Source organism: Janthinobacterium sp. P210006 (genome assembly GCF_036231885.1).
Classification (GTDB): domain Bacteria; phylum Pseudomonadota; class Gammaproteobacteria; order Burkholderiales; family Burkholderiaceae_D; genus Janthinobacterium; species Janthinobacterium violaceinigrum.
Map to the genome: position 1 here is coordinate 300,520 of NZ_JAZARD010000002.1, position 23,827 is coordinate 324,346.

The following is a 23,827-nucleotide window of genomic DNA, read 5'->3' on the forward strand; positions in this document are numbered from 1 at the left end:
GGATTTACTCCATTGCCATGGCCGGTGAGGGCACCGGCGCCTGGCGGCCATCGACGGGCAGCACCTGGCGCAGAAAGGCCTCGAACATCAGCAGCGACCACAAGGGCGCGCTGTAGTCGCGCCGTCCGCTCGCGTGCTGCTCGAGCAGCAGACGCACGTAGTCCATGTCGAACAGGCCGCACTGCGCCAGGATGGGGCCCAGCAGGCGCTGTTGCAGGCGCTGGCGCAGCGGGCCCCGCAGCCAGTCGGCCAGCGGGACCGAAAAGCCCATCTTCTGGCGATACAGCACGGAGTCGGGCAGCAGCGGGCGCAGGGCTTTTTTCAGCAGGTACTTGCCTTCGCCGCGCCGCAGCTTGAACTGCGGCGGCAGGCCGGACATCCACGCCACCAGTTCATGGTCGAGCAGGGGCGAGCGCACTTCCAGCGCATGCGCCATGCTGGCCCGGTCCACTTTCGTGAGGATGTCGCCGGGCAGGTAGGTTTTCAAGTCCAGGTACTGCACCTGCGACAGGGGATCCTGCGCGGGGCTGGCCAGCGCGTGGCGGCGCAGCACTTCCACGGCGCGGTAGCCCTGCAGGCTGCGGCGCAGCTCGGGGCTGAACAGGCGCGCGCGCATGGCGTCGCCCAGCAGGCTGACGCCGTGAAAATAGGCGTCCGTCGTGTCGCGCGCCAGACCCTCGAACGTGGTCTTGGCGCGCAGGAAGCGGGGCGCCCAGTCGGCCTTCGGATACAGCCGCCCCAGGGTGCCGAACAGCGACTGGCGCAGGCCCGCCGGCAGCAAGGGGGCCATGGCCTTGCGCACCTTTTCCTCGCGCGTGTGCAGGCGGTAGCGCCGGTAGCCGGCCAGGCTTTCATCGCCGCCGTCGCCCGACAGGGCCACCGTGACCCGCTGGCGCGCCAGCTGGCAGACGCGGTATGTGGGCATGGCGGAACTGTCGGCGAACGGTTCGTCGTACAGATTGGCCAGCAGGTCGATCAGCTCGAAGTCGTCCTGCTCCACCTGGCGCGCATGGTGCGCCGTGCCGTAGCGGCGCGCCACCAGGTCGGCGTAGCGCGCTTCGTTGTAGGCCGGGTCGCCGAATGAGATGGAGCAGGTGTTGACGGGCGTGCTGCTGGCCCCGGCCATCAGGGCCACGACGGCGCTGGAATCGACGCCGCCCGACAGGAAGGCTCCCAGCGGCACTTCGGCCACCATGCGGATGCGCACCGCTTCGCGCAGGCGCGCCAGCAATTCGTCGGCCGCCTGCGCTTCGCTGGCGGGCGGATTCGGCGTGAACGGGATGTCCCAGTAGGACTGCGGCGCGGGCAGCGGCTGGCCGGCGCGGATGGACAGCGTGTGCCCGGGCGGCAGCTTGCGCGCGTGCTGGAGGATGCTGCGCGGCTCGGGCACGTAGCCGTACGCGAAATACTCTTCCACGGCCAGCGGGTCGATCACGCGCGGCATGGCCGGATGCGCGAGCAGCGCTTTCAGTTCGGAGCCGAACAGCAGGGTGCCGTCCTGCGCCTCGCCGTAATACAGGGGTTTCACGCCCAGGCGGTCGCGCGCCAGGAACAGCACATGGCGCCGCCGGTCCCACAGGGCGAAGGCAAACATGCCGCGCAGGTGCCGCACGCAGTGTTCGCCCCATTGTTCCCAGGCGTGGACGATGACTTCCGTGTCGCTGCTGGTGCGGAACGGGTGGCCGAACTGGCGCAGTTCCGCCATCAGGCTGCGGTAATTGTAGATTTCGCCATTGAAGACGATGGCGATGCTGCGGTCGGCGTTGAACAGCGGCTGCTGGCCGCTGGCCAGGTCGATCACGGACAGGCGCCGGTGCGCCAGGCCCAGTCCCGGCTCGCGGTGCAAGCCCCCTTCGTCCGGTCCCCGGTGGCGCAGGCTGTGGTTCATGCGCGCCAGCAGCAGCACGTCGATGTCGCGCTGGCCCTGCAAATCAAAGATGCCGCTGATGCCGCACATGGGTGGCCTTTCAGGGATAGGTGGACAGGGGGGAGGGCTGGCGGGCGCCCGTCAGGCGGTCGTACACGGCCAGGTAGGCGCCGGCCATGGCGGGCAGGCTGTGTTCGGCCAGCACCTGGCGCCGGCCCCGCGCGCCGTGGCGGGGCCCCAGTTCGGGCATGCTGTAGTAGTCGAGCATGGCGTCGGCCAGCATCTCGGGCGAACCGGGCGGCACCAGGGTGCCGCTCCAGCCCGACTGCACCAGTTCCGCATTGCCGCCCACCTGCGTGGCGACGATGGGCAGCCCCGTGGCCATCGCTTCGAGGATGGTGTTCGAACTGCCTTCGGCCAGCGAGGGCAGCACGAACAGGTCCATGGCGCGCAGCAGCTGGGCCACGTCGTCGCGCGTGCCGGGCAGCCAGGCGAGATGGGCCGCGCCCGCCTGCTGCAGCAGTTCCAGGCAGGCCTGGCGGCACGGTCCGTCGCCCACGATGATCAGGCGCAGGCGCGCGCGGGCGCCCGGCTGCGCCAGCAGCAGCAGGAAGGCCTGCACCAGCGAGGCATGGTCCTTGACGGCCGCCATGCGGCCCACGCTGCCGATGACGAAGGCGCCGTTGCACAGAAAACCGGGCGGGCCCACGGCAGCCGGGGGCCCCAGGCGCGGATGGAATTGCACGCTGTCGACGCCATTGCCGATGTGCGACACCTGCGTGGGCGCCGCGCCGATGGCGTTCACCAGCCATTCGCCCAGGTCGGCGCTGACGGCGATGAAGTGCTGCACCAGCGGCAGCATGCATTTGCGCAGCAGCCGGTATTTGCGGCGGGTGCCGTGCAAGTCGCTCATGTCGCGCCCGTGTTCGCCATGCACGCGCAGGCGCACGCCCGCCAGGCAGGCCAGCAGCTGCGCTTCCAGGCAGCCCAGGTTGCGCGTGTGTACCAGCGCGGGGCGCAGCTGCCTGAGCACGCGGTACAGGTGCAGATAATGGCGCCAGTCCTTGCCTTCGCGCTTGTCGAGGCTGATCACGTCGACACCGGGCGTGGTCAGGCGCTGGCGAAACGCGGTGGCGTTCTTCAGGCAGACGATGGCGTGCCGGTAGCGCTCGGGCGGCAAATGGTTGATCAGGTTGACCAGGCCGTTTTCCAGCCCGCCCACGTCGAGCTGGTGGATCACGTGCACGATCAGGGGGGCCGTATTGGCTGCGCCGCCAGCCTGCCGTGTGCGGCCCGTCTCGGTGTCAAGGGCCATGCGGCAACTCCTGCAGGCGTTGTTCGATGACGGGCAGCGCCGCCCGCAGGAAAGCTTGCAGGCGCGCGCGCGGCGGCGGCGCCAGTTCGTCGTAGGCGGCAAAGACGATGATGTCGGCGCCATCCTGGCGCGTGCCCAGCAGCTTGGCCTGCGCCAGCAGCAGTTTGACCAGCACGGGCCGGGCCGTGACGACGCCGCCCTGGCGGTAGACGCGCCACACCAGCAGGCGTTCGCCGCCGCGCGCCAGCACGGCTTCGCGCACGTCCACGGTGCCGCTAGCCACGGCGACGTGCTGCATGCGCTGCGCCAGCGGCATCCAGCGCGCGCCGTATGGCAAGGCCTGGTGCGTCAGCAGCTCGGCATTGCGCGCCTGGCGCGCATACCAGTGCAGCTGCAAGCCCACCTGTGCGCCGTCGCCGTTCCGGCGCGCATACGTGGCGGCAAACAGCGCGGGCGCGCCCGCATACGGCGCCTGCCATGCCGATGCCGCATCGTGCAGGCGCTGCCAGGCGGGCGGATCGGGCAAGGCCAGCATGCTGGACGAAGCGGGCGGCGCGGCGCCGTCGTCGCGGTGGCTGGCCAGGGCCAGCGCGGGCCACAGCGCCGCCAGCAGCAGGCAGGACACGCTGGCGCGCACGACGGCGCGCGTGCCGGCTACGCTGGCGCCGGGCCGCACGGGCAGGGTGGATAGGGCGGCGTGCACCGGCGGCAATTCGCGCCAGCGCGCGGCCAGCCAGAACAGCAACAGCGCCACGACGCCGAAGAACAGCCAGCCATAGATCAGGTGATCGACGCCCACGGCCAGGCGCATGTTGCTCAGGTGGCCCAGCATCACGATCAGGTAGGCGCGCACGCCATTGGCCACGATGGGCACGACCAGGGCGGCGGCCATGACGGCCAGGCGCCGCCCCGTGCTGTGCACGTTCACGTGGGCGTACAGGGCGCCCAGGGCCAGCGCGGCGATCAGGTAGCGCAAGCCGCTGCACGCCTCCACCACCGACCAGTTGCCTGTGGGCAGCGAGAAATTGCTGCCATCGCGAAACACGGGTAGGCCCGTCCATTGCAGCGCGGTGACCGTGAAGGCGGCCGTGAAGTCGATCAGCGGTTCCAGGAAGACTTCGCCAAATGGCACGGCGAGAAACAGGTAGGCGAGGGGAAAGGCCAGCAGGCGCACGGCCGGCCAGCCCAGGATGGCCAGCACGCAGGCGGGCAGCATGGCCGTGGCCGCATACTGTTCCACCACGGGCACGTTGGCGGCGTCGGCCAGCAGCCAGCCCAGGCCCAGCGTGGCCAGCAGCAGCAAGCCCTGCCATGACGGCTGGGGCGCAAGCGCGGCCAGGCGGGCACGCTGGCGCCAGGCCAGCCAGCAGCTGATGGGCACGATCAAGAAGCCATGCGCGAACGTTTGCGAGCGGGACCACAGCTCCAGCATCGACCAGAACGTGGCGTGGTACAGCAGCACGACGGCGGCCAGGGCCAGCAGCAGCAAGGCCCGTGCGGCCTGATGCGGTCCATGGCCGTACGGCAGGAAGGCCGCGTCCGGCAAGCGGGCGATGCTGTCAAGCTGCAGGCTCATGTGGATGGCTCCCGCACGGGCAGCGGCGCTGCAGCCGCGCCGCTGCCACCCGCATCGGCTTCGGCAGGCAGGCCCAGCATGGCGCCCAGGCCGCGCAGGTTGCGTTCCCAGTCGTATTCCTGCAACACCAGCTGGCGCGCTGCCGCGCCGATGGACGTGCCGCTGCCTTCGGCCGCGCCGCCCTGGGCCTGGCGCAGCACGCGCGCGGCATGGTGGATGAATTCGGCGTCGTCGCGCGCCAGCAGCAGTTCCAGGCCCGGCTGGGCGGCGATGCCTTCCAGCGCCTGCGGCGTGGCCAGCACGATCTTGCCCATGGCCATCGCTTCCAGCACCTTGTTCTGCACGCCGCGGGCAATGCGCAGGGGGGCCACGGCCAGCGCCGCGCCGGCAAGGTAAGGCCGGATGTCGGGCACCTTGCCCGTCACCACCACGCCCGCCACCCTGGCCAGCGCCGTCACGGCAGGCACGGGCGCGTTGCCGACGATATAGAACTGCAACTGGGGAAACTGGCGCCGCAGGGCGGGCCACACGTGGCGCACGAACCATTGCACGGCGTCGACATTGGGCCAGTAATCCATGGCCCCCGTAAACACCAGCGCCTGTACGCCGGGCGCATACACGGCGGGCTGGGCCGGCATGGGCGCGAAATACGCCGTGTCCACGCCGTTATTCACGTGGCCCGTCTTGCGCCGCGCCATCGGTGCGCACTGGCGGAACAGGGCCGCTTCGGCGGGCGAGACGAAGCTGGAGGCCGTGAACTGCTGGGCGATATGGCGTTCGTACTGCAGCAGCAGCTGCGCCTCGCGCCGGTACAGCAGCGACATGGGCCACGGCTTGCTGTCGCCGTACTGGCGCCACTTGTCGGAATCGACATCGACGAAATCGATCACGCGGTGCAGGGAGCGCCCCGCGCTGCCGTCGATGTATTGCGCCATGGGCCCGGAAAAGGCCAGCGCATGGCGCACCTTGCCGCTCGACAGCAAGCCGTCGACCCATTGCAGCAGGCGCGCATCGCGGTAGTAATGCACGCTCATGGCTTGCCGCGACAGCAGCGCCTGCATGGCGCGCCAGCGGGCCGCGCCGCGCCCCAGGCCGATGAAGCGCGTGCTGGCGCACAGGGCGGCCACGGTTTTCGCGTGCTGCCAGTCGTCGTCATCGTCGATGAAGCAGCCCAGGTGGACGCGGAAATGCCGGCTCAGGTACTGCAGCATGTGCCACGAACGTATCTTGTCGCCCTTGTTGGGCGGATACGGCAGGCGGTGGGCGAGGAAGAGCAGTTCGCGCATGGTGTGTCCGGATGCCTAGCCCAGTTGCCGCACGATATGCGGCCCCAGCAGGTTGGCCAGCGGCAGCGGCAGGCGGCGCCAGGCGCGGATGAACAGCGCGTACCTGGGATTGAGCGGGTTGACTTCCGGTAGCGCCGCGGCGCGCACGAGACGGTAGGCATACGGCAGCGGCTGCGGCGCGAAGCCCCAGTTCTTCTTGAAGTCGTAGGCGCCCGTGCCCAGCTTGCTGCGGCCGAAATCGAACAGGCGGCAGCCGCGTGCGCAGGCGCGGCGCATCGATTCCCAGTACATGAAGTCGTTGGCGCCCGTGCTGCGCGCCAGCACGCTGCCGCCCCCGTAATAGGGCAGTATTTCATCGCGGAAATAGAACTGCAGCACGCTCGCTTGCGCCTGCTGGCCGTGGTACACGGTGAGGATCTCGCAATCGGCGCCGAACACGGCGCGCAGCAGGGCAAAATGGCGGTGCGCGAAGACAGGCGTGCCCAGCCGGTGCACGCTGGCCGCGTAGATCGGGTAGAAGCGTTCCAGGTCATGGTCGATGGCGCTGTGCAGGCCGGCCGCCATGGCCTTGCGCACGACGGCGCGCTGCTTGCGGGGAATGGCCAGCAGATTCTGTTCGGCGTCGGGATGCAGGGGGCGGCGGAAGGTCGCGTACAGGGGCTTGCGCAGCCAGCCGGCCGGCGCCTTGTCCGGCGCATCTTCGTGTGTATTGTCTGTCTCCTCGCGCCAGCGGTATTCCAGATGTCCCACGCCCAGGCGCCGGGCCAGCGCCTGCGCCGCCTCGTCGAGGGCCAGCCGGACAGCCGTGCTGCCGCCGGCGATGCCGCCGTACACGCAGAACGGCAGCGAGACGAGCGAAGAGCCGAACAGGCGGCTGCGCACATGGGCCAGCGGCAGCACGCCGGCGATGCGCCCGTCCCGTTCCGCGTACAGGAAATGGCTGTCGTGCCGGAAACCCTGTTCCATGATGGTTTGCCAGCCGGCGCGGTGAAAGAAGGTGGCTTCGGGGCAAGCATCGACAAAGGCATCCCAGCGCGCATGCTCGTGCCCCTGCAGCGAGCGCACGGCCATGGCGCTTGCGCGCGCCATGGTGCCGGGCGCTGGCGCCGGGAGGTCGAAGGGAAGGCTGGCCTCGTGCATCATGTGCTTTCCAGAAAAATACGGTCCATGCGGTCCCAGGCGAAGTCGCGCGTCAGCCGGGCCAGCCGCGCTTCCATGCGCCCCAGGTTCAGGTAGTGGCGAAAGCGCGTCTTCGCGCTGAGGCCGGGTGGCCGGGGCTGGCCGGGATCGAGTTCCCAAGGATGAAAATAGAATATGCCAGCTTGCCCGTCGCGCGAATTGATGCGCCGCAAAAGCCAGCGCGACAGTGCATACGGCATCAGGCGAAAATAGCCGCCGCCGCCGGCCGGCACGTTGCGCCCGTGCAGGCGCACGGTGCTGACGGGCAATTCCAGCACGCCCAGCGGCCCCCGCGGACGCCAGGCGAAGCGGGGCGCGCCGGGCATGCCGTAGTGGTCGTGGCGGATCGGGTAGATGCTGGAACTGTAGCGGTAGCCCGCTTCCTGCAGCACGTCGAAGGCCCACAGGTTGGCCGCGCCGATGGAAAAGCTGGGCGCCCGGTAGCCGTGCACGGCCAGCCCCGTCAGCTGCTCCAGGATGGTCTTGCTGCGGCGCACGTCGTCGGCAAATTGCGCGGCCGACTGGTCGCAGGCGCGCAGGTGCGCATAGCCGTGGCTGGCCACTTCATGGCCCGCGTCAGCCACGCGGCGCAGCATGGCAGGATAGCGTTCGGCGATCCAGCCCAGGGTAAAGAAGGTGGCGTGGATGTGCCGGCGCTCGAGCAGCAGCAGGATGCGCTCGATATTCGCCTCGACCCGGCATTCGAGGCGGGGCCAGTCGGCGCGCGCGATGTGCGGCGCAAACGCGGATACCTGGAAATAGTCTTCCACGTCGATGGTCAGCGCATTGCGTAACAGCGCGGGCGGCGCCGTCATGGCGTGCCCCCGCGCGCGGCCAGCCAGGCGGCGATGGCGGCGGCGATGCGCGTGGCCGCGTGGCCATCCCACAGCGCGGGCAGGCGGCCCCGCTTGCCGCCCGTTGCCAGGGTGGCGCGCGCCAGCGCCAGGATGACGGCAGGGTCCGTTCCGGCCAGCGTATTCGTGCCGTCGCTGACGGTGACGGGCCGCTCCGTATTGGCGCGCAGGGTCAGGCAGGGCACGCCCAGGGCCGTGCTTTCTTCCTGGATGCCGCCCGAATCCGTCAGCACCAGGCGCGCCCCCTGCATCAGGCCCAGCATTTCCAAATAGCCCAGCGGCGGCAGGCAGACGATGCCGGGCTGCGCCAGCAATGCTTCCAGACCCGCCAGGCGCAGGCCGGCAGCCGTGCGCGGGTGGATGGGGAACAGCAGCGGCAGCTGCCGCGCCAGTTGCCCCAGCACCCGCAGCAGCCCTTCCAGTTGCACCTTGTCATCCACGTTGGACGGCCGGTGCAGGGTCACCAGGCCATACGCGGGCGGACAGGCGTGGCCGTGGGCGCGCAAGGTGGCGGCGGGCGCGGCGGCGCGCGGCAATTGCTGCCGCAGGCTGTCGATCATGACGTTGCCCGTGAAATGGATGCGCTCGGGTGCGATGCCTTCGCGCAGCAGGTTGGCGCGCGCGCCTTCCTCGCTGGTCAGCAGCAGGCTTGACAATTGATCCGTCAGTACGCGGTTGATTTCCTCGGGCATGGTCCGGTCGCCGCTGCGCAAGCCCGCCTCGACGTGGATCACGGGCGTGCCGCGCTTGGCCGCCACCAGCGCGCACGCCAGCGTGGAATTGACGTCGCCCACCACCAGGACGCCATCGGGCGCCAGCGGCGGATAGGCGTCGAGCACGGCGTCGAAGCGGCGCATGATCTCGGCCGTCTGCTGCGCGTGGTTGCCGGAGCCGACGTCGAGGGCGATGTCGGGCGCGCGCAGGTCCAGGTCGGCAAACAGCTGGCCGTTCATGGCCGTGTCGTAATGTTGTCCAGTGTGCAACAAGGTCGTGCGCACGGCGGGCGTCTGGCGGTCCAGGGCGGCCAGGATGGGCGCCATCTTCATCAGGTTGGGGCGCGCGGCCACCACGCACAGCAGGTGCGCGGGCGTTGCTGGCGGCAAGATGGGCATGCTGCATCCTCCTTAAAACTGCATGTTGAGCGTGGCGCTGACGCCGTTTTCGCGGTAGCCGCCGCCCCGGGTACTGCTGTGCTGGGTGCGCCGCAGGTCGATGCTGGCCGTCATCTTTGGCTGCAAGGTGCGGCTGAGGCCAGCCGTGACGGTGACGTTGTTGTCGCGCCGCGGGGCGCTCAGCGAACGCACGCTGGCGTAGCCCGCATTGACGTTCACGCTGGTGCGCGACGACGCTTGCCAGCTCCAGCCCACGTTGCTGCCCACCTGGCGCGTGCGGTCTTCGCTGCCGAATTCCACGCCGGGCAGCAGGCCGCTGTCGATGCCGCTGGCCGTCTGCGCCGTGCGGTCGACGGCATTGACGGCGACGATCACCGTGCTTTTCGCCGTGGCGCGGGCCGCCGTCAGGCTCAGCTGCTTTTGCAGAAAATAGCGGTTGCTGAAGTAATTGATGGCGCCCAGTTCCGGACCCAGCCCGTTCGCATAGCGCAGGAAGGCGTCGATGCGCAGGCGGCGCTGCATGGCGTTGGGGAAGATGCCGCGCCACAGCTGGTCCAGCAGGTTGGCCGCGTCGGCATTGCCCAGGCGCAGGTACTGGGCGGGCATGGTGGTGATGTTCTCGCTGTAATTGAGCGACCAGTTCGTATGGCGCTGCAGGAAGTGGGCGTCGAGGCTGTAGGTCTGGCCAAAGAAGCGCCGCCCCGTGCTGAAGGCCACGCTGGTGCGCGGCGACGGCGTCCAGACGCCGCCCACGGACCAGAAGCGCCCTTGCGGCGCCTTGCCCGTGCTGCTGGCATAGCCTTCCTTTTCCGTGCCCGCGCTGGCCGTGGCCGCCCATTTGCTGCTGAACGGGTAGCGCAGGCCCACGCTGCTGCGCTCCATGCGCTCCGGCGCCAGCTTGCTGTTTTGCGTATTGCGCCTGTCGTAGCTGGCGTTCCAGCTCCAGCCGTTGCCGCGTGGTTCGCCGCTGAGCAGCATCTGCACTTCATCGCTGTGCATGCCCAGCAGGTCGCCGCCGCTGGCCACCGTGCTGCGCGTGTAGCGCAGTTCGGCCGTGCCCACGGCGCGGAAACGGTGGCGCAGGTAGGGGCTCAGCATGGTGGTGCGCACGGTGCTCTCGTTGCCGCTGCCTGGCAGACCGTCGATGATCTGCGGGCCGAACGGCGAGACATTCTGGCGGCTGACGCCGGCGCGTGCCTCGACGTGCAGCCAGTCCTTGACCAGTTCCGCCTCGGTGGACGCCTGCAGCTGGTGGGTGTCCGTGTCGGGCCGGTGCAGGTAGTGGAACTTGCGCCAGCTGTAGTCGAGGTGCACCTGCAGCCGGGGGCCGCTGCCGATCAGGGCCAGGACGGGCGCGATTTCCGTGATGAAGTCGGACCTGGCCTGCGCCTGCGGCGCCAGCACGGCGTTGTCCGTGTAGCTTTCGCGCAGGCGCAGCGACGGCACCACCAGCCAGTCGACGGCGCCGGCGGGCGCGGGCAGCAGCAGGGACAGCAGCAAGGGGACGGATCGCGGCGCGCGGCGGCTAATCGTAATAGCCATAACCGTAGTAGTCGCTGCCGGGGAACGATTTGGTCTTGTTGTAGATCAAATGAATGTGTTCGCACGATTCGATCTGGCGCAGCGCTTCCTTGACGGCGTGCTGGGTCGTCGTTTCCGCCTCGACCACCATCACCACTTGCCCCATCTGTCCCACCAGCGCGTGCGCTTCGCTGGTGATCAGCAGGGGCGGCGAGTCGAAGACGACGACGCGGTCCGCGTAGCGGCTGGCAATTTCTGCCAGCAGCCGGCTCATGGCCCGGCTGGCCAGCAATTCCGTCGCATGCTTGTTGCTGCGCCCGGCGGGCAGGATGCTCAGGTTGGCCACGTTGGTTTTCAGGATCACGTCCGCCATGGCCAGCTGCGGGTCCAGCAGCACGTCCATCAGCCCCGGCTCCGGCGGCAGGCCCAGCACTTTCAGCACGGACGGGCGCGCCACGTCGGCGTCGACCAGCAGCACCGTGATATCCATTTCCATGGCGATGCTCATGGCCAGGTTGACGGCGCAATACGTCTTGCCTTCGCCGGGCATGGCGCTGGTGACGACGATCAGGTTGCCGTGGCGGATGGCGTCGGTACCGGTGGCGCGCGCCTGGCGCAGCAGCGGGCGCTTGATGATGCGGAAATCCTCGGCCACCGAGCTGCGCCCGCCATCCTGCGTGAGCATGCCTTGTTCCGCCAGCCGGGCCAGGTTCAAGGTCCGGTAGCGGGGGTTCAGTGCCTCGGCCTGGGCGTCCGCCTGGTCCGCGCCGTACGGCACGCCGGCCTCGGCCACGCCCAGGATGGTGGGTTCCTGCCTGCCGCTGTCCTTGGTGCTCATCGTCGCTCCCGTGGTGGCGCTAGAATTTCAGCAGCGCGGCCGTCATGACCCCGCCGTACAGTACGAACAGGCTGCCCAGGCAGGCGCCAAAGCCATAGCGGGCGCGGCGGCGGCGCACCTGCTGCAGCGCCGTCCAGTTCATCGATACCGTGCCCAGCACGTTCAAGCCCGTGGCATCGCGCAGTTCGGCGGGGCTGAGGAAGGTGGGGCGCACCTGGCTGATCAGCAGGGCCGTGGCGATGCCGGCCACCAGTGCCGCACCCAGCGCCGCGCTGAACAGCAGCGGGCGGTTCGGCCCCACGGGCGCATATTGCACTGTGGGGGGATCGATGATCTTGAAGGCCATCATCTCCGTGGTGGAGCTCAGTTCGCCCGACAGCTTGGCCGCTTCGCGCCGGCCGATCAGCTTTTCATAGTTTTCCTTGTTGATGATGTAGTCGCGGTTCAGCTGCGCCAGCTGCGACTCCACCTCGGGCACGGCATTGCTTTGCGCCAGCAGGCGCTCGTTGCGCGCGTTGTATTCCTGCACGCGGGCGCGGATGGCGGCCACCTTGGCGTCCGCGTCCGTCAGCGCCACCTTCAGCTGCTGCAGCATGGGGCTGTAGTTCTTGCCCGGATCGCCGGCCGCCGTTTTCAGCTTGCTTTCCTCGATCTTGCGTTCTTCCAGCTGGGCAATGAGACGCTTCGAGGCGATGATGTCGGGATGCAATTCCGTAAATTGCATGCGCAGGCTGTCGAGGTTCTTGTTCAGCGAGGCGATGCGCTCGTCGAGTTCGGGATTCGTGATGGTCGACGCGTTCGGTTCCAGGTCGAGCACGGGTTCGTCGCCCTCGATCTGGCTCTGGATGGCCTTGCGGGCCTGTTCCGCCTCGACCAGTTCCAGCTTGGCATTGTTCAGGCTATCGGACGACATCAGCAGCTGGCTGCCATAGTCGATGCCCTGGCGCGGCAGCAGCAGGTTGTTGCGGATCTTGAATTCCTTCACCAGATTTTCCGCCGCGCTCAGCTTGTCCTCGTAATTCTTGATCTGCTCGTCGATGAACTGCACGGCCTTCTGCGAGTCGCCCTTTTTACCCTGGAAGCTGCCTTCGACAAAGATGGTCAGCAGGCTTTGCACCACGTCGCGCACCAGCTTCGGGTCGCGGCCGCTGTAGCTGATGGTGTAGATGTCGTAGGCGTTGGTGCCCGTGATCTTGATGCGGCTCATCAGGTCGTCGAGCTGGGCCTCGTGCTCGCGCACGGTCTTCGAGTCCAGGTCCAGGTCGACCATGCGCATGACGCGCTCCACGTTCGGGCGGCTGAGCAGGGTGCGGCTCATGATGGCCACCTGCTGTTCCGTATTCGGCACGCTGGTCATGCCGGCCATCAGCGGCTTGAGGATGGTTTGCGTATCGACAAACACGCGTGCCGACGTCTGGAAGTCGTCCGGCAAGGTGATCACCCGGATGAAACCGCCGATTGCCACCAGCCACGCCACCAGCACCGCATGCCAGCGGTATTTCCAGATGCCTTTCAGGCCGGAAAGCAATTGCTGTATCAATTCTTCCATGTCGCTTCCTTCAAGTGACGGTGCTGCACGGCAGAGGACTTGGCGGCGCGGACAGGCGTCTTGCAAGAAATGCTTGCCTGTTGAGTAAGCAAAGTATAGGACCCCTGTCGAGCAAGATTTCCCAAGATGATTGCTTCTTGATACGCCTCAAGGTTGACTTGCCGGGTTTTAATAATCATAGGAAGTTCGCGGCTCAGGCTGGTTCTGCGGGGCCGCCCATGGACGCGCCATCGACCCGAAGAGGCTCCGCATGAATCCGTTTCGCCGTGCATTTGTCTGCCACGCGCTGGTCCTGGCGGGCGCCGCCAGCCTGTTGGGCGCCTGCCGCACGCCCCATCCGCCGGCGCCCGCCGACGACAGCGCACCCATGCACGACTACCTGATCGGTCCGGGCGATTCCGTCAACATCATCGTGTGGCGCAACCCGGAAGTGTCGCTGACGGTGGCCGTGCGGCCGGACGGCAAGATCACCACGCCGCTGGTGGAAGACCTGGAAGCGAGCGGCAAGACGTCGACCCAGTTGGCGCGCGACATCGAGCAAGCGTTGGGCAAGTTCATCCAGCAGCCCGTGGTGACGGTCATCGTCACCAATTTCTCGGGGCCGTACAGCGAGCAGATCCGCGTGATCGGCGAGGCCGCCAAGCCGCAGGCGCTGCCGTACCGGCTGGGCATGTCGCTGATGGACGTGCTCATCGCCGTGGGCGGCATCACCGACTTCGCCGCCGGCAACAAGGCCAGCATCATCCGCATGCGCGAAGGCAGCCAGCAGCAGCTGGGCGTGCGCCTGGACGACCTGCTCAAGAATGGCGATATTTCCGCCAACGTCATGATGCGGCCCGGCGACGTGTTATTGATACCGGAGAGTTTTTTCTAAATCGGCAATAGTCCTGTCAAAACAGCATTTTTGTTTGTCATTTTGTACTTGCGGGCAAATTTCAGCGTGCAATTTTGCTATTAAATAGCGTATTTCTTCTGCTTTTTTTGCCCGGCGTGGGAACTTCTCCAGTTTTTATCTTGTCACAAGGCATTGGCTTCAGTCCGTCTCGACGGCGGCCGATGAACGTGAGGACAAGATGAGCTTTGACGATGAACCCATTATTTCCTTCGACACGCCGGGCAATTTCAGCGACCTGGTGGTGGGCGAGGGGCAGATCGATCCCGCCATGGAGCACGAACTCGACCTGCAGCGCTTTCATATCCGCATGGCCAATTCGCGTGGCCGGCGCGAAGCGGCGAGTTTGCTGATCCGCAAGATGTACGGCTGGCGCGGCTATGCCGTCGATCCCGGCATTGCGCATGCGCTCAATAAGATCACCCTGTTTGCAGAAACGGCCGGCAGCACCGTCGGCACCATGACCCTGTGCCTGGATAACGACGAGACGGGTTTGCCCGCCGATGAAAACTTCCGCGACAAGCTCGACGTGCTGCGCGAAGAGGGCCGGCGCCTGTGCGAACCGTCGCGCCTGGCCATCGACAAGGGCGTCAGCAAGCGCGTGTTTGCAGCGCTGATTCATATTTCTTATATCTATGCCCATAATATTCACGGCTTTACTGATTACGTGATCGAAGTCAATCCCCGTCACGTGGTGTTTTACAAGCGCATGCTGGGTTTCAAGGACTTCGGCGGCGAACGAGAGTGCACGCGCGTGGGAGCGCCGGCCGTGCTGCTGCGGCTGGACCTCGATTACATGGGGGCCCAGATCCGCAAATACGGCGGCTTGATGGAACAGCATGGGGGTGAACGGTCGTTTTACCCCTTTTTTTTTCCGACATGGGATGAGCCTGGCATTACGGACCGGCTGAGGCAGGGGCGCAACTGACAACTCATTTGTTTTTCAGCAAGATCGCCTGCATGTGGCTGCCCGGTATCGCATACGTGATGCCGCTGGGCGCGCTGATGGCCGCCTCTTTCAGGCCCTTGACGTACACCATGTTGACGATGCCGTAGACGAGACCGGTCTCGGGATCGAACAGGGGGCTGCCGCTGCTGCCCGGATACGCCGTCGCGTCCAGCTGGAACACGGTGTACGGGGCCTTTTGCAGCTGCGCCAGGCGCCGCGGGTCCAGGCGCTGCGCGTTTTCACTGGGCATGACCACGGGCGTCAGCGACGACACGGTGGCGCGGTGCGTCACGTGGTGCAAGCCCAGCAAGGTGCCCAGGGGAAAACCCGTGAAGGCCATGGCCTGGCCTTCGCGCACGGCGGCCGCGTCGCCCAGCGCCAGGGCGGGCAGCGGCGCGCCCGCCAGGCGCAGCAAGGCCAGGTCGTGTTCCGTGTCCAGCGCCTGGACTTTGGCGGGGCGAAATTGCGCCACCTCGCCCTGGCCCGTGAGGATGCCGATCACTTCGTCGGGATTGGCGTCGAGCAGTTTCTGGATCACATGGGCGCAAGTGAGCACGCTCAAGCCGTCGCCCGTCACGAAACCCGTGCCGATGAAATTCATGGGCGGCGTGCGCGTCTTTTGCAGGCTGCCCACGCCGACGATGGACGGTTTGACGCGCGCGATGGTTTGCGCCAGGGTATCGTCGGCGCGGCAGGGCGGGCCGGCCAGGGCCAGTACCAGGCAGGACAGCAGGGCGGAAGACAAGGCTTTCATGGCGGCGCACTTTCAAGGGCAGGAGGAGAGCGGACGGGCTGCAGCAGCGCGCACAGCAGCATCAGGTAGCACAGCAGGGCAATGCGCGGCACGTCGAGCAGGCTGTCGAACAGGCCCACGACGAGAAAACCCAGCAGGGCGGCGGTGCAAGCCAGCGCGCCCTGGTTGCCCCGCGTGGCCCGGCGCAGCAGGCGCAGTCCCGCCAGGGCCAGCAGGCCCAGCATCGACAGTGCGCCGCACCAGCCCGTTTCCACCAGCAGATGCAGCGCCAGGCTCTTGATATGCCACGGCAAGTGATGGTGGTCGCTGCTGAAAAACCAGTAATTGTTTGCCTGCGTAAAGCGTCCATTGGCGATCAGCTCCTCGCCGCCGGGCGCGCGCAGGCTCAGATTGTCGACCTCGACCACGGACGAGGTGGCCGTGCCGCTGGCGGCCAGTTCCAGCTGCACGGGCGGGCGCAGCAGCCAGGAACCGCCGCCCAGCCAGGCGCTGTCGAACGGTATTTCGTAGTGCTGCCAGGCACCCGCGGGACTGCCAGTCGGCGCGGGGTGCAGGCGCAGCGGGATATTGACACAAGCTTGTGCGTACAGCAATTGCCGCTGGCACAGGCGCACCTGCAGCACGGGCATGGGCCCCGTCCGGCGCGCATCGAGTGCCAGCGTGTAGCGTGTGGCGGGCTGTACGGGCAGGCGTTGCAGCAGCCGCAGCAGTTCGCCATAGCCGGCGCTGTAGCCGGGACTGGCCAGCCGCACGTAGCGGTTGCCGGGGTTGTCGGGGTTGCCGGCTTCTTCGGCATACGCGATGCTGGCCGGCACCTCGCGCCCCGGATTGTGCCAGTAGTACGTGGCGGGAAAACTGCCCATGCCCATGCCGAACAGGCGATCGCCCCAGTCCGCAGGCTGCATGGCCAGCACTTGCCGCCAATGGCGCAGGCGGCCCTGCATGTCGAAGGCGGTGGTGGCGAAACGTTCGGTGGCGTAATAGCTGGCCGAGACGGGGATGGCCAGCAGCAGCAGGATGCCGGCAGCGCCCGCGATGCTGAGGCTGGCCCGATCCAGCCGCCACAGCGGTGGATGCACGCGTGCGTTGCTCAGCATCAGCATGGCCAGCAGAACGACCAGGCTGGCCGGCAGCAAGGCCGGGGGGCCTGCCCAGTGCCAGCCTATCCAGACGAGATTGCATGCCAGCATGGTCCACGCCACCATCGCCAGGCCCAGCCTGCCCGGGCTTTTGCCGCCGGCCTTGCCTGGCCACAGCGCGCACGCCAGCAGCGCGGCGGCCAGCAGGAACAGGAAATACGGACCTTTCAGCCAGCCCGTACCTTGCAGGCTGGTGCCGTCCGGCCACCAGCTGGCCAGCAAGCCCTGCAGGCACAGCGCGCACAGCAGGCTGGCCGGCGCCAGGCGCCACGGCAGGGGCCGCGCCGCCAGCACGAAACTGGCCGCGAACAGGACCACGGCGGCCAGCAAGCCCCGGTAGCCAGCCAGGGTAAACATATACACGAGCAGGACGGTGCCGAGGCCGGCCAGCAATAGCCTGAGCAAGAGTTTGCGTACAGGCAGCCGGCCGGGCGGGTGCCGTGGCGTACCCGGGGGCGTGCGCAGGGTTTGCCAAAATGTCAGCAGCACGGCTGCGGCCAGTGCCAGGTACAGGCCCCGCGAAAAAGTGGTGAAGGCCGCGTGCAGGGCCAGTGCCAGCAGCAGCAAGGCCAGCGCCGCTTGCCAGCGGCTGCGCGCGCGCGCCAGCCACAGGCCTGCAAACGGCAGGCTCAGGGCCAGGTAGCCGTCGAGCGCCGCGCCGCCCGTGTGCATGGCCGAAAACGGCGCCGTGATGCGGTAGTCGCTGGACAGGTTCAGCAGGCCGGGAAACGCGGCCCGCTCCCACAGCGCGAACAGCGACACCATGGCCAGTCCCGCCAGCATGCCCGGCAGCGCGTAGCGGCGCATGGCGGGCGCGTCTGCGTCGCGCAGCAGCAGCGGCAGCAGCAGCATGCTCCAGGCCCAGGCTTTGCCCAGCCGCAAGCTGTTGTACGGGCTCAGGTAATTGTCCCAGGCATTCGCGTCCAGCGGCGCCAGCGGCAGCACGCCGCGCAGCACGGCGATCAGCCAGGCCAGGCTGCACAGCAGCAGGCAGGCGCCGGCGGCGGGCGACAGCTGCGCCGCGGCGGGCTGGTCCACCGCGCCCAGGCGCCAGTAACCGCACGCCACCGTCAGCAACAGCAGCACGTCGATTTCTTCGAGAAAGAACCAGCCCGTCCACGGCGCCAGGTCCAGCACGGGCAGCAAGGCGGGCACGCAGAACAGCCAGCAGGCGGGACGCCAGCACAGCAGCAGGAAGTAGGCGGGCAGCAGGATGGCAAACAGCAGGCCGGGCCAGCCGTGGCCCAGCGGATAATGGCGCAGGGCCAGCGCGCAGGCGCCGCCCGCAAGCAGGGCCAGCAGCCGCGCCGCCAGGCCGGGCAGGGCCGCGTGCGCCGCCATGGCCTAGAGCTGGGTCAGCAAGGCTTGCGCTGCGGCCCGCTGCGGAAAGTCTTTGTTAGCGGCCAGCAATTGTTCCAGTTGCTTGCGCGCGCCGCCCTTGTCGCCTGACTTCGCCAGGGCCGCGCCCAGGTGGTACAGCACTTCGGGCGACGCCGGCGCCAGCACCGCCGCCTGGCGCAGCAGGGCCGTGGCGCGCTTGACGTCGCCTTGCTCCAGCACGATCCAGCCCAGGGTGTCGAGCACCGAGGGATTGCCGGGCGCCAGCTTGAGCGCCTGCTCGGCCGTGGCCTGAGCGCGCGGATCTTTTTCCTGCTGATAGGCCCAGGCCAGGTCGTTCAGCGCCACCACGTTGCTGGTGTCCTTGGCAACGATGTACTGGAAATGCCCGATGGCGTCGCGGTACTGCTTGGCTGCCAGCATGGTGCCGGCCAGGTAGGTGCGCGTGCTCAAGTCTTCCGGATGCGCCTTCAGCCAGGCCGCCATGCCCGCATCGGCGTCGCGCGCCTGTCCCGCCGCCTGCAAGGCCCGGTACAGCTGCACCTGCAAGGGGCCGATGGGGCTGATCCCGAATGCGTGCTGGTACAGCTTGACGGCTTGCTGCGGCAGCTTTTGCTCCATCAGCACGTCGCCTTCGAGCTTGTAGCCGGCCGCCAGCTTCGGCTGCTCTTCCTGCACCTGGCGCGCCACGGCCAGCGCCTCGCGCTGGCGATTCAGGTTCAGCAGCATGGCCACTTCGATCACGCGCGCTTCCAGCAGGCCGGGATCGAGCGCTTGCGCCCGCTTGACGGCTTGCAGCGCATTATGGTGGTCGCCCAGCGCCAGGTGCAGGCTGGCGATGCGCATCTGCAAAGGCGCCGAGCTGTTCTGGATGCCGGCCAGCTTGATGTAGCTGTCGAGCGCCGACTGCGCCTGGCCCGCGCTGTATTCCACCTGGGCGCGCAGGGCCAGCGCATCGGCGTCGCCCGGATGGCCTGTCTGCAAGGTGCGCGCCAGTTCCAGCGCCTTGTCGGGCGCTCCCGTCTTCAGGTAAAAATTGCTGAGCAGCAGAGCCGGGCCCACGGCGTCGGGATTGTCGCGGTGGGCCCGCTCAAGCCAGCGCCGCGCCTCGTCCGTCTTGCCCTGCGACGCGGCCAGCTTGGCCAGCGCCGCACACAGGTCGGCATTTTTCGGCGCCTTCGCCAGCGCCCGCTCGAAGCGCTCCCGCGCTTGCTCGGGCTTTTTCTCGGCCAGGTCGATCTGCGCCAGGTTGTTCAGGGCGGGCAAGTACACGGGGTCCATGCCCAGCGCCTGCTCGAAGCCGGCGCGGGCGGCCGGCAAGTCGCGCAAGGCCAGGTAGACGCCGCCTTTCAGGTTCAGCAGCAGGGGATTCGTGCCTTTCTGCTGCTGTTCCATCATCTTGACGGCAGCCAGGGCCTTGTCGTTCTGCTTGTTGCGCAGCAGGGTCATCACCAGCATGGTGCCCGCCTGCGGCGTGCTCCTGTCGAGCATGCTGGCCCGCTCCAGCTCATTGATGGCGCGGCTGTTCTCGCCCTGGCCCAGGCGGCTGATGCCCAGCGCCGCATGCAGACGGGCCGTGTCCGGCGCCAGGGTGCTGGCTTTTTCGAAATACGCCGTCGCCTTGTCGTACTGGCGCGCGCGCAAGTGCGCTTCGCCCGCCAGCGACAGCAATTCCACGTCCTCGGGAAAGGCGGCCAGCATCGGTTGCAGCAGGGCGATGGCCGCGTCGGTCTTGCCCCGCATCAGTTCGATCGAAGCCATCATCTTGACGGCGTACAGGTGCTGGGGATACACGGCGAGGAAGCGCTGCAGATACGATTCCGCCAGTTGCGGCGAGCCCAGCGCCAGTTGCACGGCGCCGGCCAGCAGGATCGACGGCATGTGGTCGGGCGCCGCCTTGAGCACCAGCTGCAAGGCTTGCAAGGCCGCCTTGTTTTTGCCCTGGCGAAAATCGAGCAGCGCCTGCGCTTGCAGCAGGCCCAGGCTGTTGGGCGCCGTCTTGCGCGCCGTGGCCAACTGGGCGCCCGCTTCCGCATAGCGGTTTTCCGCGATATCGAGGTTGGCCAGGTCGATATGTGCCTGGGTATTATCCGGTTTTATCTTGAGGATCTGTATGTAGGCGAGGCGCGCCGGCCCGTTCTTGCCTTGCAGGCGCAGCAGGTCGCCCTGCAGGCGCATGGCGTCGAGGTTGGCGGGCGCGCTTTTCAACGCTTGCGCCAGCAGCAGCTGGGCCGCCGGCACCTGCTGCTCCAGCGCCGCCAGCCGCGCCAGGCCCAGCAAGGCCTCGACCTGGTCCGGATGGGCTTCGAGCAGGCGCGCAAACACGGCGCGCGCCTCGTCCCGGCGGCCCAGGGCCAGCAGGGCGTCGCCGCGCAGGGCCAGCACGACGGGGGGCTGCGCCGCATCGTCGGCCACTTCGGCCAGCACCTTGTCGAACTGGCCCAGCATCAGCCAGGACTTGCCCAGCAAGGGCATCACTTGTTGCGCCGACAGGCCCAGCGACTTTGCCTTGCGCAATTCTTTCTCGGCCGACAGCGCTTCGCCCGTGTCGATATAGATGCTGCCCAGCAGCAAGCGTGCCGCCGCATTGTCCGGTTCCTTTTGCAGCAAATTCTTCAGCTGGATGATGGCGGCCCGCGCCTCGCCTTTCTGGCGGTACTGCTGCGCGTCGGCCAGCAGCGATTCGCTGCTTTGCGTGCCGTGGCAAGCCGTCAGCAGGGGCAGCAGCAGGGTGCAGCACAGCGCGGCGGCAGGCAGGCCGGGGAAAGGGCGGGGCAGGGAACGGGCCATGGAAGTCTCCGGTAGCGGCGTGCATGAGGAATGGGCATGGCCTAGCTTAAAAAGATGGCCGCCGCTCTCCTTGATTGCGCTCAACAAGCCGCCGATTGTCGCCGCGCGCGCTGGCCGCCGCCCCGCGTTTCTTGTTCCGGCTCAAGAATGGCCGGACCTGCAACCGTAGAATTTCCTGGACGGCGCTGCTGGGGCCGCAACCATTCGGAGCACACGCATATGGACAGCAAGGTGGAGAGCAGGACGGACGTGGTGGCGGTGGTGGGGCTCGGTTATGTGGGCTTGCAGCTGGCCGTGGCGTTTGGCATGCGCCAGCGCACGATCGGCTTTGATTTGTCGGCCCGCAAGGTGGAAAGCTACCGCAGCCATGTCGATCCCACGGGCGAAGTGAGTACGGAACAGCTGCGCGCCGCGCAATGGCTGAGCGTCGGCTGCGATCCCGCCGAGCTGCAGCTGGCCGATTTCATCGTCGTGGCCGTGCCCACGCCCGTCGACAGCGCGCACAATCCCGATTTCTCGGCCCTGGCCGGCGCCAGCGCGGCGGTCGGCCGCCACATGCGGCGCGGCGCCACCGTCATCTACGAATCTACCGTGTATCCGGGCGCCACCGAGGAAATCTGCATCCCCATCCTCGAACAGCATTCGGGCCTGCGCTGGAAGGAAGACTTCCATGTGGGCTTTTCTCCCGAGCGCATCAACCCCGGCGACAAGGCGCATACCTTGCACAGCATCCGCAAGGTGGTCTCGGGCGACGACGACGCCACCCTGGACAAGGTGGCGGCCCTGTACGAAGGCGTGGTCGAGGCCGGCGTGCACCGGGCGTCCAGCATCCGCGTGGCCGAAGCGGCCAAGGTGATCGAAAACACGCAGCGCGACCTGAACATCGCGCTGATGAACGAACTGGCCATCATCTTCGACCGCATCGGCATCGACACGCTGGAAGTGCTGCAGGCGGCGGGCACGAAATGGAATTTCCTGCCGTTCCGGCCAGGCCTGGTGGGCGGCCACTGCATCGGCGTCGACCCCTATTATTTGACGCACAAGGCGGAAATGCTGGGCTACCACCCACACGTGATCCTGGCCGGGCGCCGCATCAACGACGGCATGGCCAAGTTCGTGGCGGAAAAAACCATCAAGGAAATGGTGCGCGCCGGCTTCAAACTGAAGGGCGCGCACGTGAACGTGCTGGGCTTGACCTTCAAGGAAAATTGCCCGGACTTGCGCAACTCCAAGGTGGTCGACATGATCCACGAACTGCAGTCGTACGGCGTGCAGGTGCACGTGCACGACCCCGTCGCCGATGGCCGCGAAGCGCTGGAAGAATACGGCTTGTCGCTGGAAAGCTGGGAACAGCTGCCGCGGGCCGAGGCCATCATCAGCGCCGTCTCGCACCAGGCCCTGCTGGCCCGTCCGCTGGCCGACTTCCAGAGCAAGGTACTGGAAAATGGCTGCTTCATCGACATCAAATCGCATTTCGACCCCCGTCCGCTGGAAGACGGCGGCTTGCACGTGTGGCGGCTGTGATGGCGGCCGATGCCTGCGGTCCGGCCGCAAATCCGGCGTCTGGCGGTCCGGCTGCCAGCGCTTACGCGCAAGCGTGCGCGCAGCTGACCAGCGAACCGCGGCGCTGGCTGGTGACGGGCGTGGCCGGCTTCATCGGTTCGCACCTGCTGGAAACCCTCTTGACGCTGGGGCAGGAAGTGCGGGGCCTCGATAATTTCATGACGGGCCACCGGCATAACCTGGAACAGGTGCGTGCCAGCGTGGGCGAACAGGCGTGGCGGCGCTTCACCTTCATCGAGGGCGATATCCGCGACCCGCTGGCGTGCGCGCGCGCGTGCGGCGGGACGGGGGGCGCAGGCGGTGTTGCCAGTGCCGCGGATACCGTCGCGGATGTGATTGCGGGCAGTGCAAGCGATGGAAATCGTGGAAGTACGGGCGGCAATGCCGGCGCTGGCAAGATTGCAGACAAAGATGCAAGTAATAGTGCGGGAAACAGCAAGGGGGCTGGTGACAGCGCCATTGCAGGCCATGGCGGCAGTGACAGCTATGGGGCGGGCGGCAGCGACTATGCCGGTGGGCCCGTCGACTACGTGCTGCACCAGGCGGCGCTCGGTTCCGTCTCGCGTTCGCTGGAAGATCCGCTGCTGTGCCACGCCGTCAATGTCAGCGGTTTCCTGAACATGCTGGCCGCTGCCCGCGATGCGGGCGTGCAACGCTTCGTGTATGCGGCGTCCAGCGCCACCTATGGCGACCATCCGGCCTTGCCGAAAGTGGAACAGCATATCGGCGCACCCCTGTCGCCATATGCCTTGAGTAAATATGTCAATGAACTGTATGCGCAAGTGTACGCGCGCTGCTACGCCATGCAGACGGTGGGGCTGCGCTATTTCAATGTCTTCGGCCCCCGACAAGACCCGCTGGGCGCCTACGCGGCCGTCATTCCCCGCTGGATCGCCGCCATGCTGGACAATCAGGCCGTGCACATCCACGGCGATGGCGCCACCAGCCGCGACTTCTGCTTTGTGCACAATGCCGTGCAAGCCAATATCCTGGCCGCCACGAGTCCCGACCCGGCTGCCGTCAACCAGGTCTACAACGTGGCCGTCAACGCCCGCACCAGCCTGACGCAGCTGCACGCCACCATGCAGCAGATGCTGCTGGCGGCCCGCCCGCAGCACGCACCGCTGGCGCCCCGGTACGGCGAGTTTCGCGCCGGCGACGTGCGGCATTCGCAGGCCGACATCGCAAAGGCGGCCCGCTTGCTCGGCTATGCCCCCACGCACGACCTGGCGCAAGGTTTGCGCCAGACCATCGCCTGGTATGTGGCGCAGGCTGGCCAGACCTAAGGCAGCAAGCAAGAGGCAA

General features: G+C 67.5%; 17 protein-coding genes. 4 read left to right on the forward strand and 13 right to left on the reverse strand.

Annotated features, from left to right (window positions below; translation table 11 throughout):
- Positions 1-4: 4 nt before the first annotated feature.
- Genes VPH41_RS09760 through VPH41_RS09805 form a run of 10 tightly spaced genes read right to left on the reverse strand, consistent with a single transcriptional unit; the run spans position 5 to position 13,097 of the window.
- On the reverse strand, positions 5-1,957 hold the full coding sequence (locus VPH41_RS09760) for an XrtA/PEP-CTERM system amidotransferase (protein ID WP_328569828.1): 1,953 nt from the start codon (positions 1,955-1,957) through the stop codon (positions 5-7).
- A gap of 10 nt (positions 1,958-1,967) precedes the next feature.
- A complete protein-coding gene (locus VPH41_RS09765) occupies positions 1,968-3,182 on the reverse strand; it encodes a TIGR03088 family PEP-CTERM/XrtA system glycosyltransferase (protein WP_328569829.1) in 1,215 nt (404 codons plus the stop codon).
- Complete coding sequence (xrtA, locus tag VPH41_RS09770) at positions 3,172-4,758, reverse strand: exosortase A (RefSeq protein WP_328569830.1); 1,587 nt, start codon at positions 4,756-4,758, stop codon at positions 3,172-3,174. Before xrtA ends, VPH41_RS09765 begins: the two co-directional genes overlap by 11 nt.
- A complete protein-coding gene (locus VPH41_RS09775) occupies positions 4,755-6,044 on the reverse strand; it encodes a TIGR03087 family PEP-CTERM/XrtA system glycosyltransferase (RefSeq protein WP_328569831.1) in 1,290 nt (429 codons plus the stop codon). Before VPH41_RS09775 ends, xrtA begins: the two co-directional genes overlap by 4 nt.
- A 15-nt stretch (positions 6,045-6,059) precedes the next feature.
- Positions 6,060-7,184 carry a FemAB family XrtA/PEP-CTERM system-associated protein gene (locus tag VPH41_RS09780; RefSeq protein WP_328570508.1) on the reverse strand — a complete coding sequence of 375 codons (1,125 nt, stop codon included), beginning with the start codon at positions 7,182-7,184 and terminating at the stop codon, positions 6,060-6,062.
- Positions 7,184-8,038 carry an XrtA system polysaccharide deacetylase gene (locus VPH41_RS09785; RefSeq protein ID WP_328569832.1) on the reverse strand — a complete coding sequence of 285 codons (855 nt, stop codon included), beginning with the start codon at positions 8,036-8,038 and terminating at the stop codon, positions 7,184-7,186. The genes VPH41_RS09780 and VPH41_RS09785 overlap by 1 nt, the downstream gene beginning before the upstream one ends.
- Positions 8,035-9,189, reverse strand: a complete 1,155-nt coding sequence (wecB, locus tag VPH41_RS09790) for a non-hydrolyzing UDP-N-acetylglucosamine 2-epimerase (protein ID WP_328569833.1) — start codon at positions 9,187-9,189, stop codon at positions 8,035-8,037. Before wecB ends, VPH41_RS09785 begins: the two co-directional genes overlap by 4 nt.
- A gap of 12 nt (positions 9,190-9,201) precedes the next feature.
- Positions 9,202-10,731: a TIGR03016 family PEP-CTERM system-associated outer membrane protein gene (locus VPH41_RS09795; protein ID WP_328569834.1), complete on the reverse strand. Its 1,530-nt coding sequence runs from the start codon at positions 10,729-10,731 to the stop codon at positions 9,202-9,204.
- The gene (locus VPH41_RS09800) at positions 10,715-11,548 is read right to left on the reverse strand and encodes an XrtA-associated tyrosine autokinase (RefSeq protein WP_328569835.1); all 834 of its coding nucleotides are present in this window, start codon (positions 11,546-11,548) and stop codon (positions 10,715-10,717) included. The genes VPH41_RS09795 and VPH41_RS09800 overlap by 17 nt, the downstream gene beginning before the upstream one ends.
- A 19-nt stretch (positions 11,549-11,567) precedes the next feature.
- Entirely contained in the window at positions 11,568-13,097 is a 1,530-nt protein-coding gene (locus tag VPH41_RS09805; RefSeq protein ID WP_152281040.1) for an XrtA system polysaccharide chain length determinant, read from the reverse strand.
- Between the two features lie 250 nt (positions 13,098-13,347).
- Between VPH41_RS09805 and VPH41_RS09810 the strand changes: the two genes are divergently transcribed.
- A complete protein-coding gene (locus VPH41_RS09810; RefSeq protein WP_328569836.1) occupies positions 13,348-13,971 on the forward strand; it encodes an XrtA/PEP-CTERM system exopolysaccharide export protein in 624 nt (207 codons plus the stop codon).
- 199 nt (positions 13,972-14,170) lie between these two features.
- On the forward strand, positions 14,171-14,917 hold the full coding sequence (locus tag VPH41_RS09815) for an N-acyl amino acid synthase FeeM domain-containing protein (RefSeq protein ID WP_152255691.1): 747 nt from the start codon (positions 14,171-14,173) through the stop codon (positions 14,915-14,917).
- 4 nt (positions 14,918-14,921) lie between these two features.
- On the opposite strand, the gene VPH41_RS09820 is transcribed toward VPH41_RS09815, so the two are convergent.
- Genes VPH41_RS09820 through prsT form a run of 3 tightly spaced genes read right to left on the reverse strand, consistent with a single transcriptional unit; the run spans position 14,922 to position 20,959 of the window.
- Entirely contained in the window at positions 14,922-15,692 is a 771-nt protein-coding gene (locus VPH41_RS09820) for a S1 family peptidase (RefSeq protein ID WP_328569837.1), read from the reverse strand.
- Positions 15,689-18,172, reverse strand: coding sequence for a hypothetical protein (locus tag VPH41_RS09825; protein WP_328569838.1), 2,484 nt, complete (start codon positions 18,170-18,172; stop codon positions 15,689-15,691). The genes VPH41_RS09820 and VPH41_RS09825 overlap by 4 nt, the downstream gene beginning before the upstream one ends.
- A 3-nt stretch (positions 18,173-18,175) precedes the next feature.
- Positions 18,176-20,959: an XrtA/PEP-CTERM system TPR-repeat protein PrsT gene (gene prsT, locus VPH41_RS09830; RefSeq protein ID WP_328569839.1), complete on the reverse strand. Its 2,784-nt coding sequence runs from the start codon at positions 20,957-20,959 to the stop codon at positions 18,176-18,178.
- A gap of 219 nt (positions 20,960-21,178) precedes the next feature.
- Between prsT and VPH41_RS09835 the strand changes: the two genes are divergently transcribed.
- Positions 21,179-22,483 carry a nucleotide sugar dehydrogenase gene (locus VPH41_RS09835; RefSeq protein WP_152281035.1) on the forward strand — a complete coding sequence of 435 codons (1,305 nt, stop codon included), beginning with the start codon at positions 21,179-21,181 and terminating at the stop codon, positions 22,481-22,483.
- Positions 22,483-23,808 (forward strand): SDR family oxidoreductase, encoded by a 1,326-nt coding sequence (locus VPH41_RS09840; RefSeq protein ID WP_328569840.1) that lies wholly within the window; start codon positions 22,483-22,485, stop codon positions 23,806-23,808. The genes VPH41_RS09835 and VPH41_RS09840 overlap by 1 nt, the downstream gene beginning before the upstream one ends.
- Positions 23,809-23,827: the final 19 nt, after the last annotated feature.

What these genes read in the sequence shown, in the direction of transcription:
- VPH41_RS09760 (WP_328569828.1), bottom strand. Translation starts at nt 1,957, where the DNA reads ATGTGCGGCATCAGCGGCATCTTTGATTTGCAGGGCCAGCGCGACATC.
- VPH41_RS09765 (WP_328569829.1), bottom strand. Translation starts at nt 3,182, where the DNA reads ATGGCCCTTGACACCGAGACGGGCCGCACACGGCAGGCTGGCGGCGCA.
- xrtA (WP_328569830.1), bottom strand. Translation starts at nt 4,758, where the DNA reads ATGAGCCTGCAGCTTGACAGCATCGCCCGCTTGCCGGACGCGGCCTTC.
- VPH41_RS09775 (WP_328569831.1), bottom strand. Translation starts at nt 6,044, where the DNA reads ATGCGCGAACTGCTCTTCCTCGCCCACCGCCTGCCGTATCCGCCCAAC.
- VPH41_RS09780 (WP_328570508.1), bottom strand. Translation starts at nt 7,184, where the DNA reads ATGCACGAGGCCAGCCTTCCCTTCGACCTCCCGGCGCCAGCGCCCGGC.
- VPH41_RS09785 (WP_328569832.1), bottom strand. Translation starts at nt 8,038, where the DNA reads ATGACGGCGCCGCCCGCGCTGTTACGCAATGCGCTGACCATCGACGTG.
- wecB (WP_328569833.1), bottom strand. Translation starts at nt 9,189, where the DNA reads ATGCCCATCTTGCCGCCAGCAACGCCCGCGCACCTGCTGTGCGTGGTG.
- VPH41_RS09795 (WP_328569834.1), bottom strand. Translation starts at nt 10,731, where the DNA reads ATGGCTATTACGATTAGCCGCCGCGCGCCGCGATCCGTCCCCTTGCTG.
- VPH41_RS09800 (WP_328569835.1), bottom strand. Translation starts at nt 11,548, where the DNA reads ATGAGCACCAAGGACAGCGGCAGGCAGGAACCCACCATCCTGGGCGTG.
- VPH41_RS09805 (WP_152281040.1), bottom strand. Translation starts at nt 13,097, where the DNA reads ATGGAAGAATTGATACAGCAATTGCTTTCCGGCCTGAAAGGCATCTGG.
- VPH41_RS09810 (WP_328569836.1), top strand. Translation starts at nt 13,348, where the DNA reads ATGAATCCGTTTCGCCGTGCATTTGTCTGCCACGCGCTGGTCCTGGCG.
- VPH41_RS09815 (WP_152255691.1), top strand. Translation starts at nt 14,171, where the DNA reads ATGAGCTTTGACGATGAACCCATTATTTCCTTCGACACGCCGGGCAAT.
- VPH41_RS09820 (WP_328569837.1), bottom strand. Translation starts at nt 15,692, where the DNA reads ATGAAAGCCTTGTCTTCCGCCCTGCTGTCCTGCCTGGTACTGGCCCTG.
- VPH41_RS09825 (WP_328569838.1), bottom strand. Translation starts at nt 18,172, where the DNA reads ATGGCGGCGCACGCGGCCCTGCCCGGCCTGGCGGCGCGGCTGCTGGCC.
- prsT (WP_328569839.1), bottom strand. Translation starts at nt 20,959, where the DNA reads ATGGCCCGTTCCCTGCCCCGCCCTTTCCCCGGCCTGCCTGCCGCCGCG.
- VPH41_RS09835 (WP_152281035.1), top strand. Translation starts at nt 21,179, where the DNA reads ATGGACAGCAAGGTGGAGAGCAGGACGGACGTGGTGGCGGTGGTGGGG.
- VPH41_RS09840 (WP_328569840.1), top strand. Translation starts at nt 22,483, where the DNA reads ATGGCGGCCGATGCCTGCGGTCCGGCCGCAAATCCGGCGTCTGGCGGT.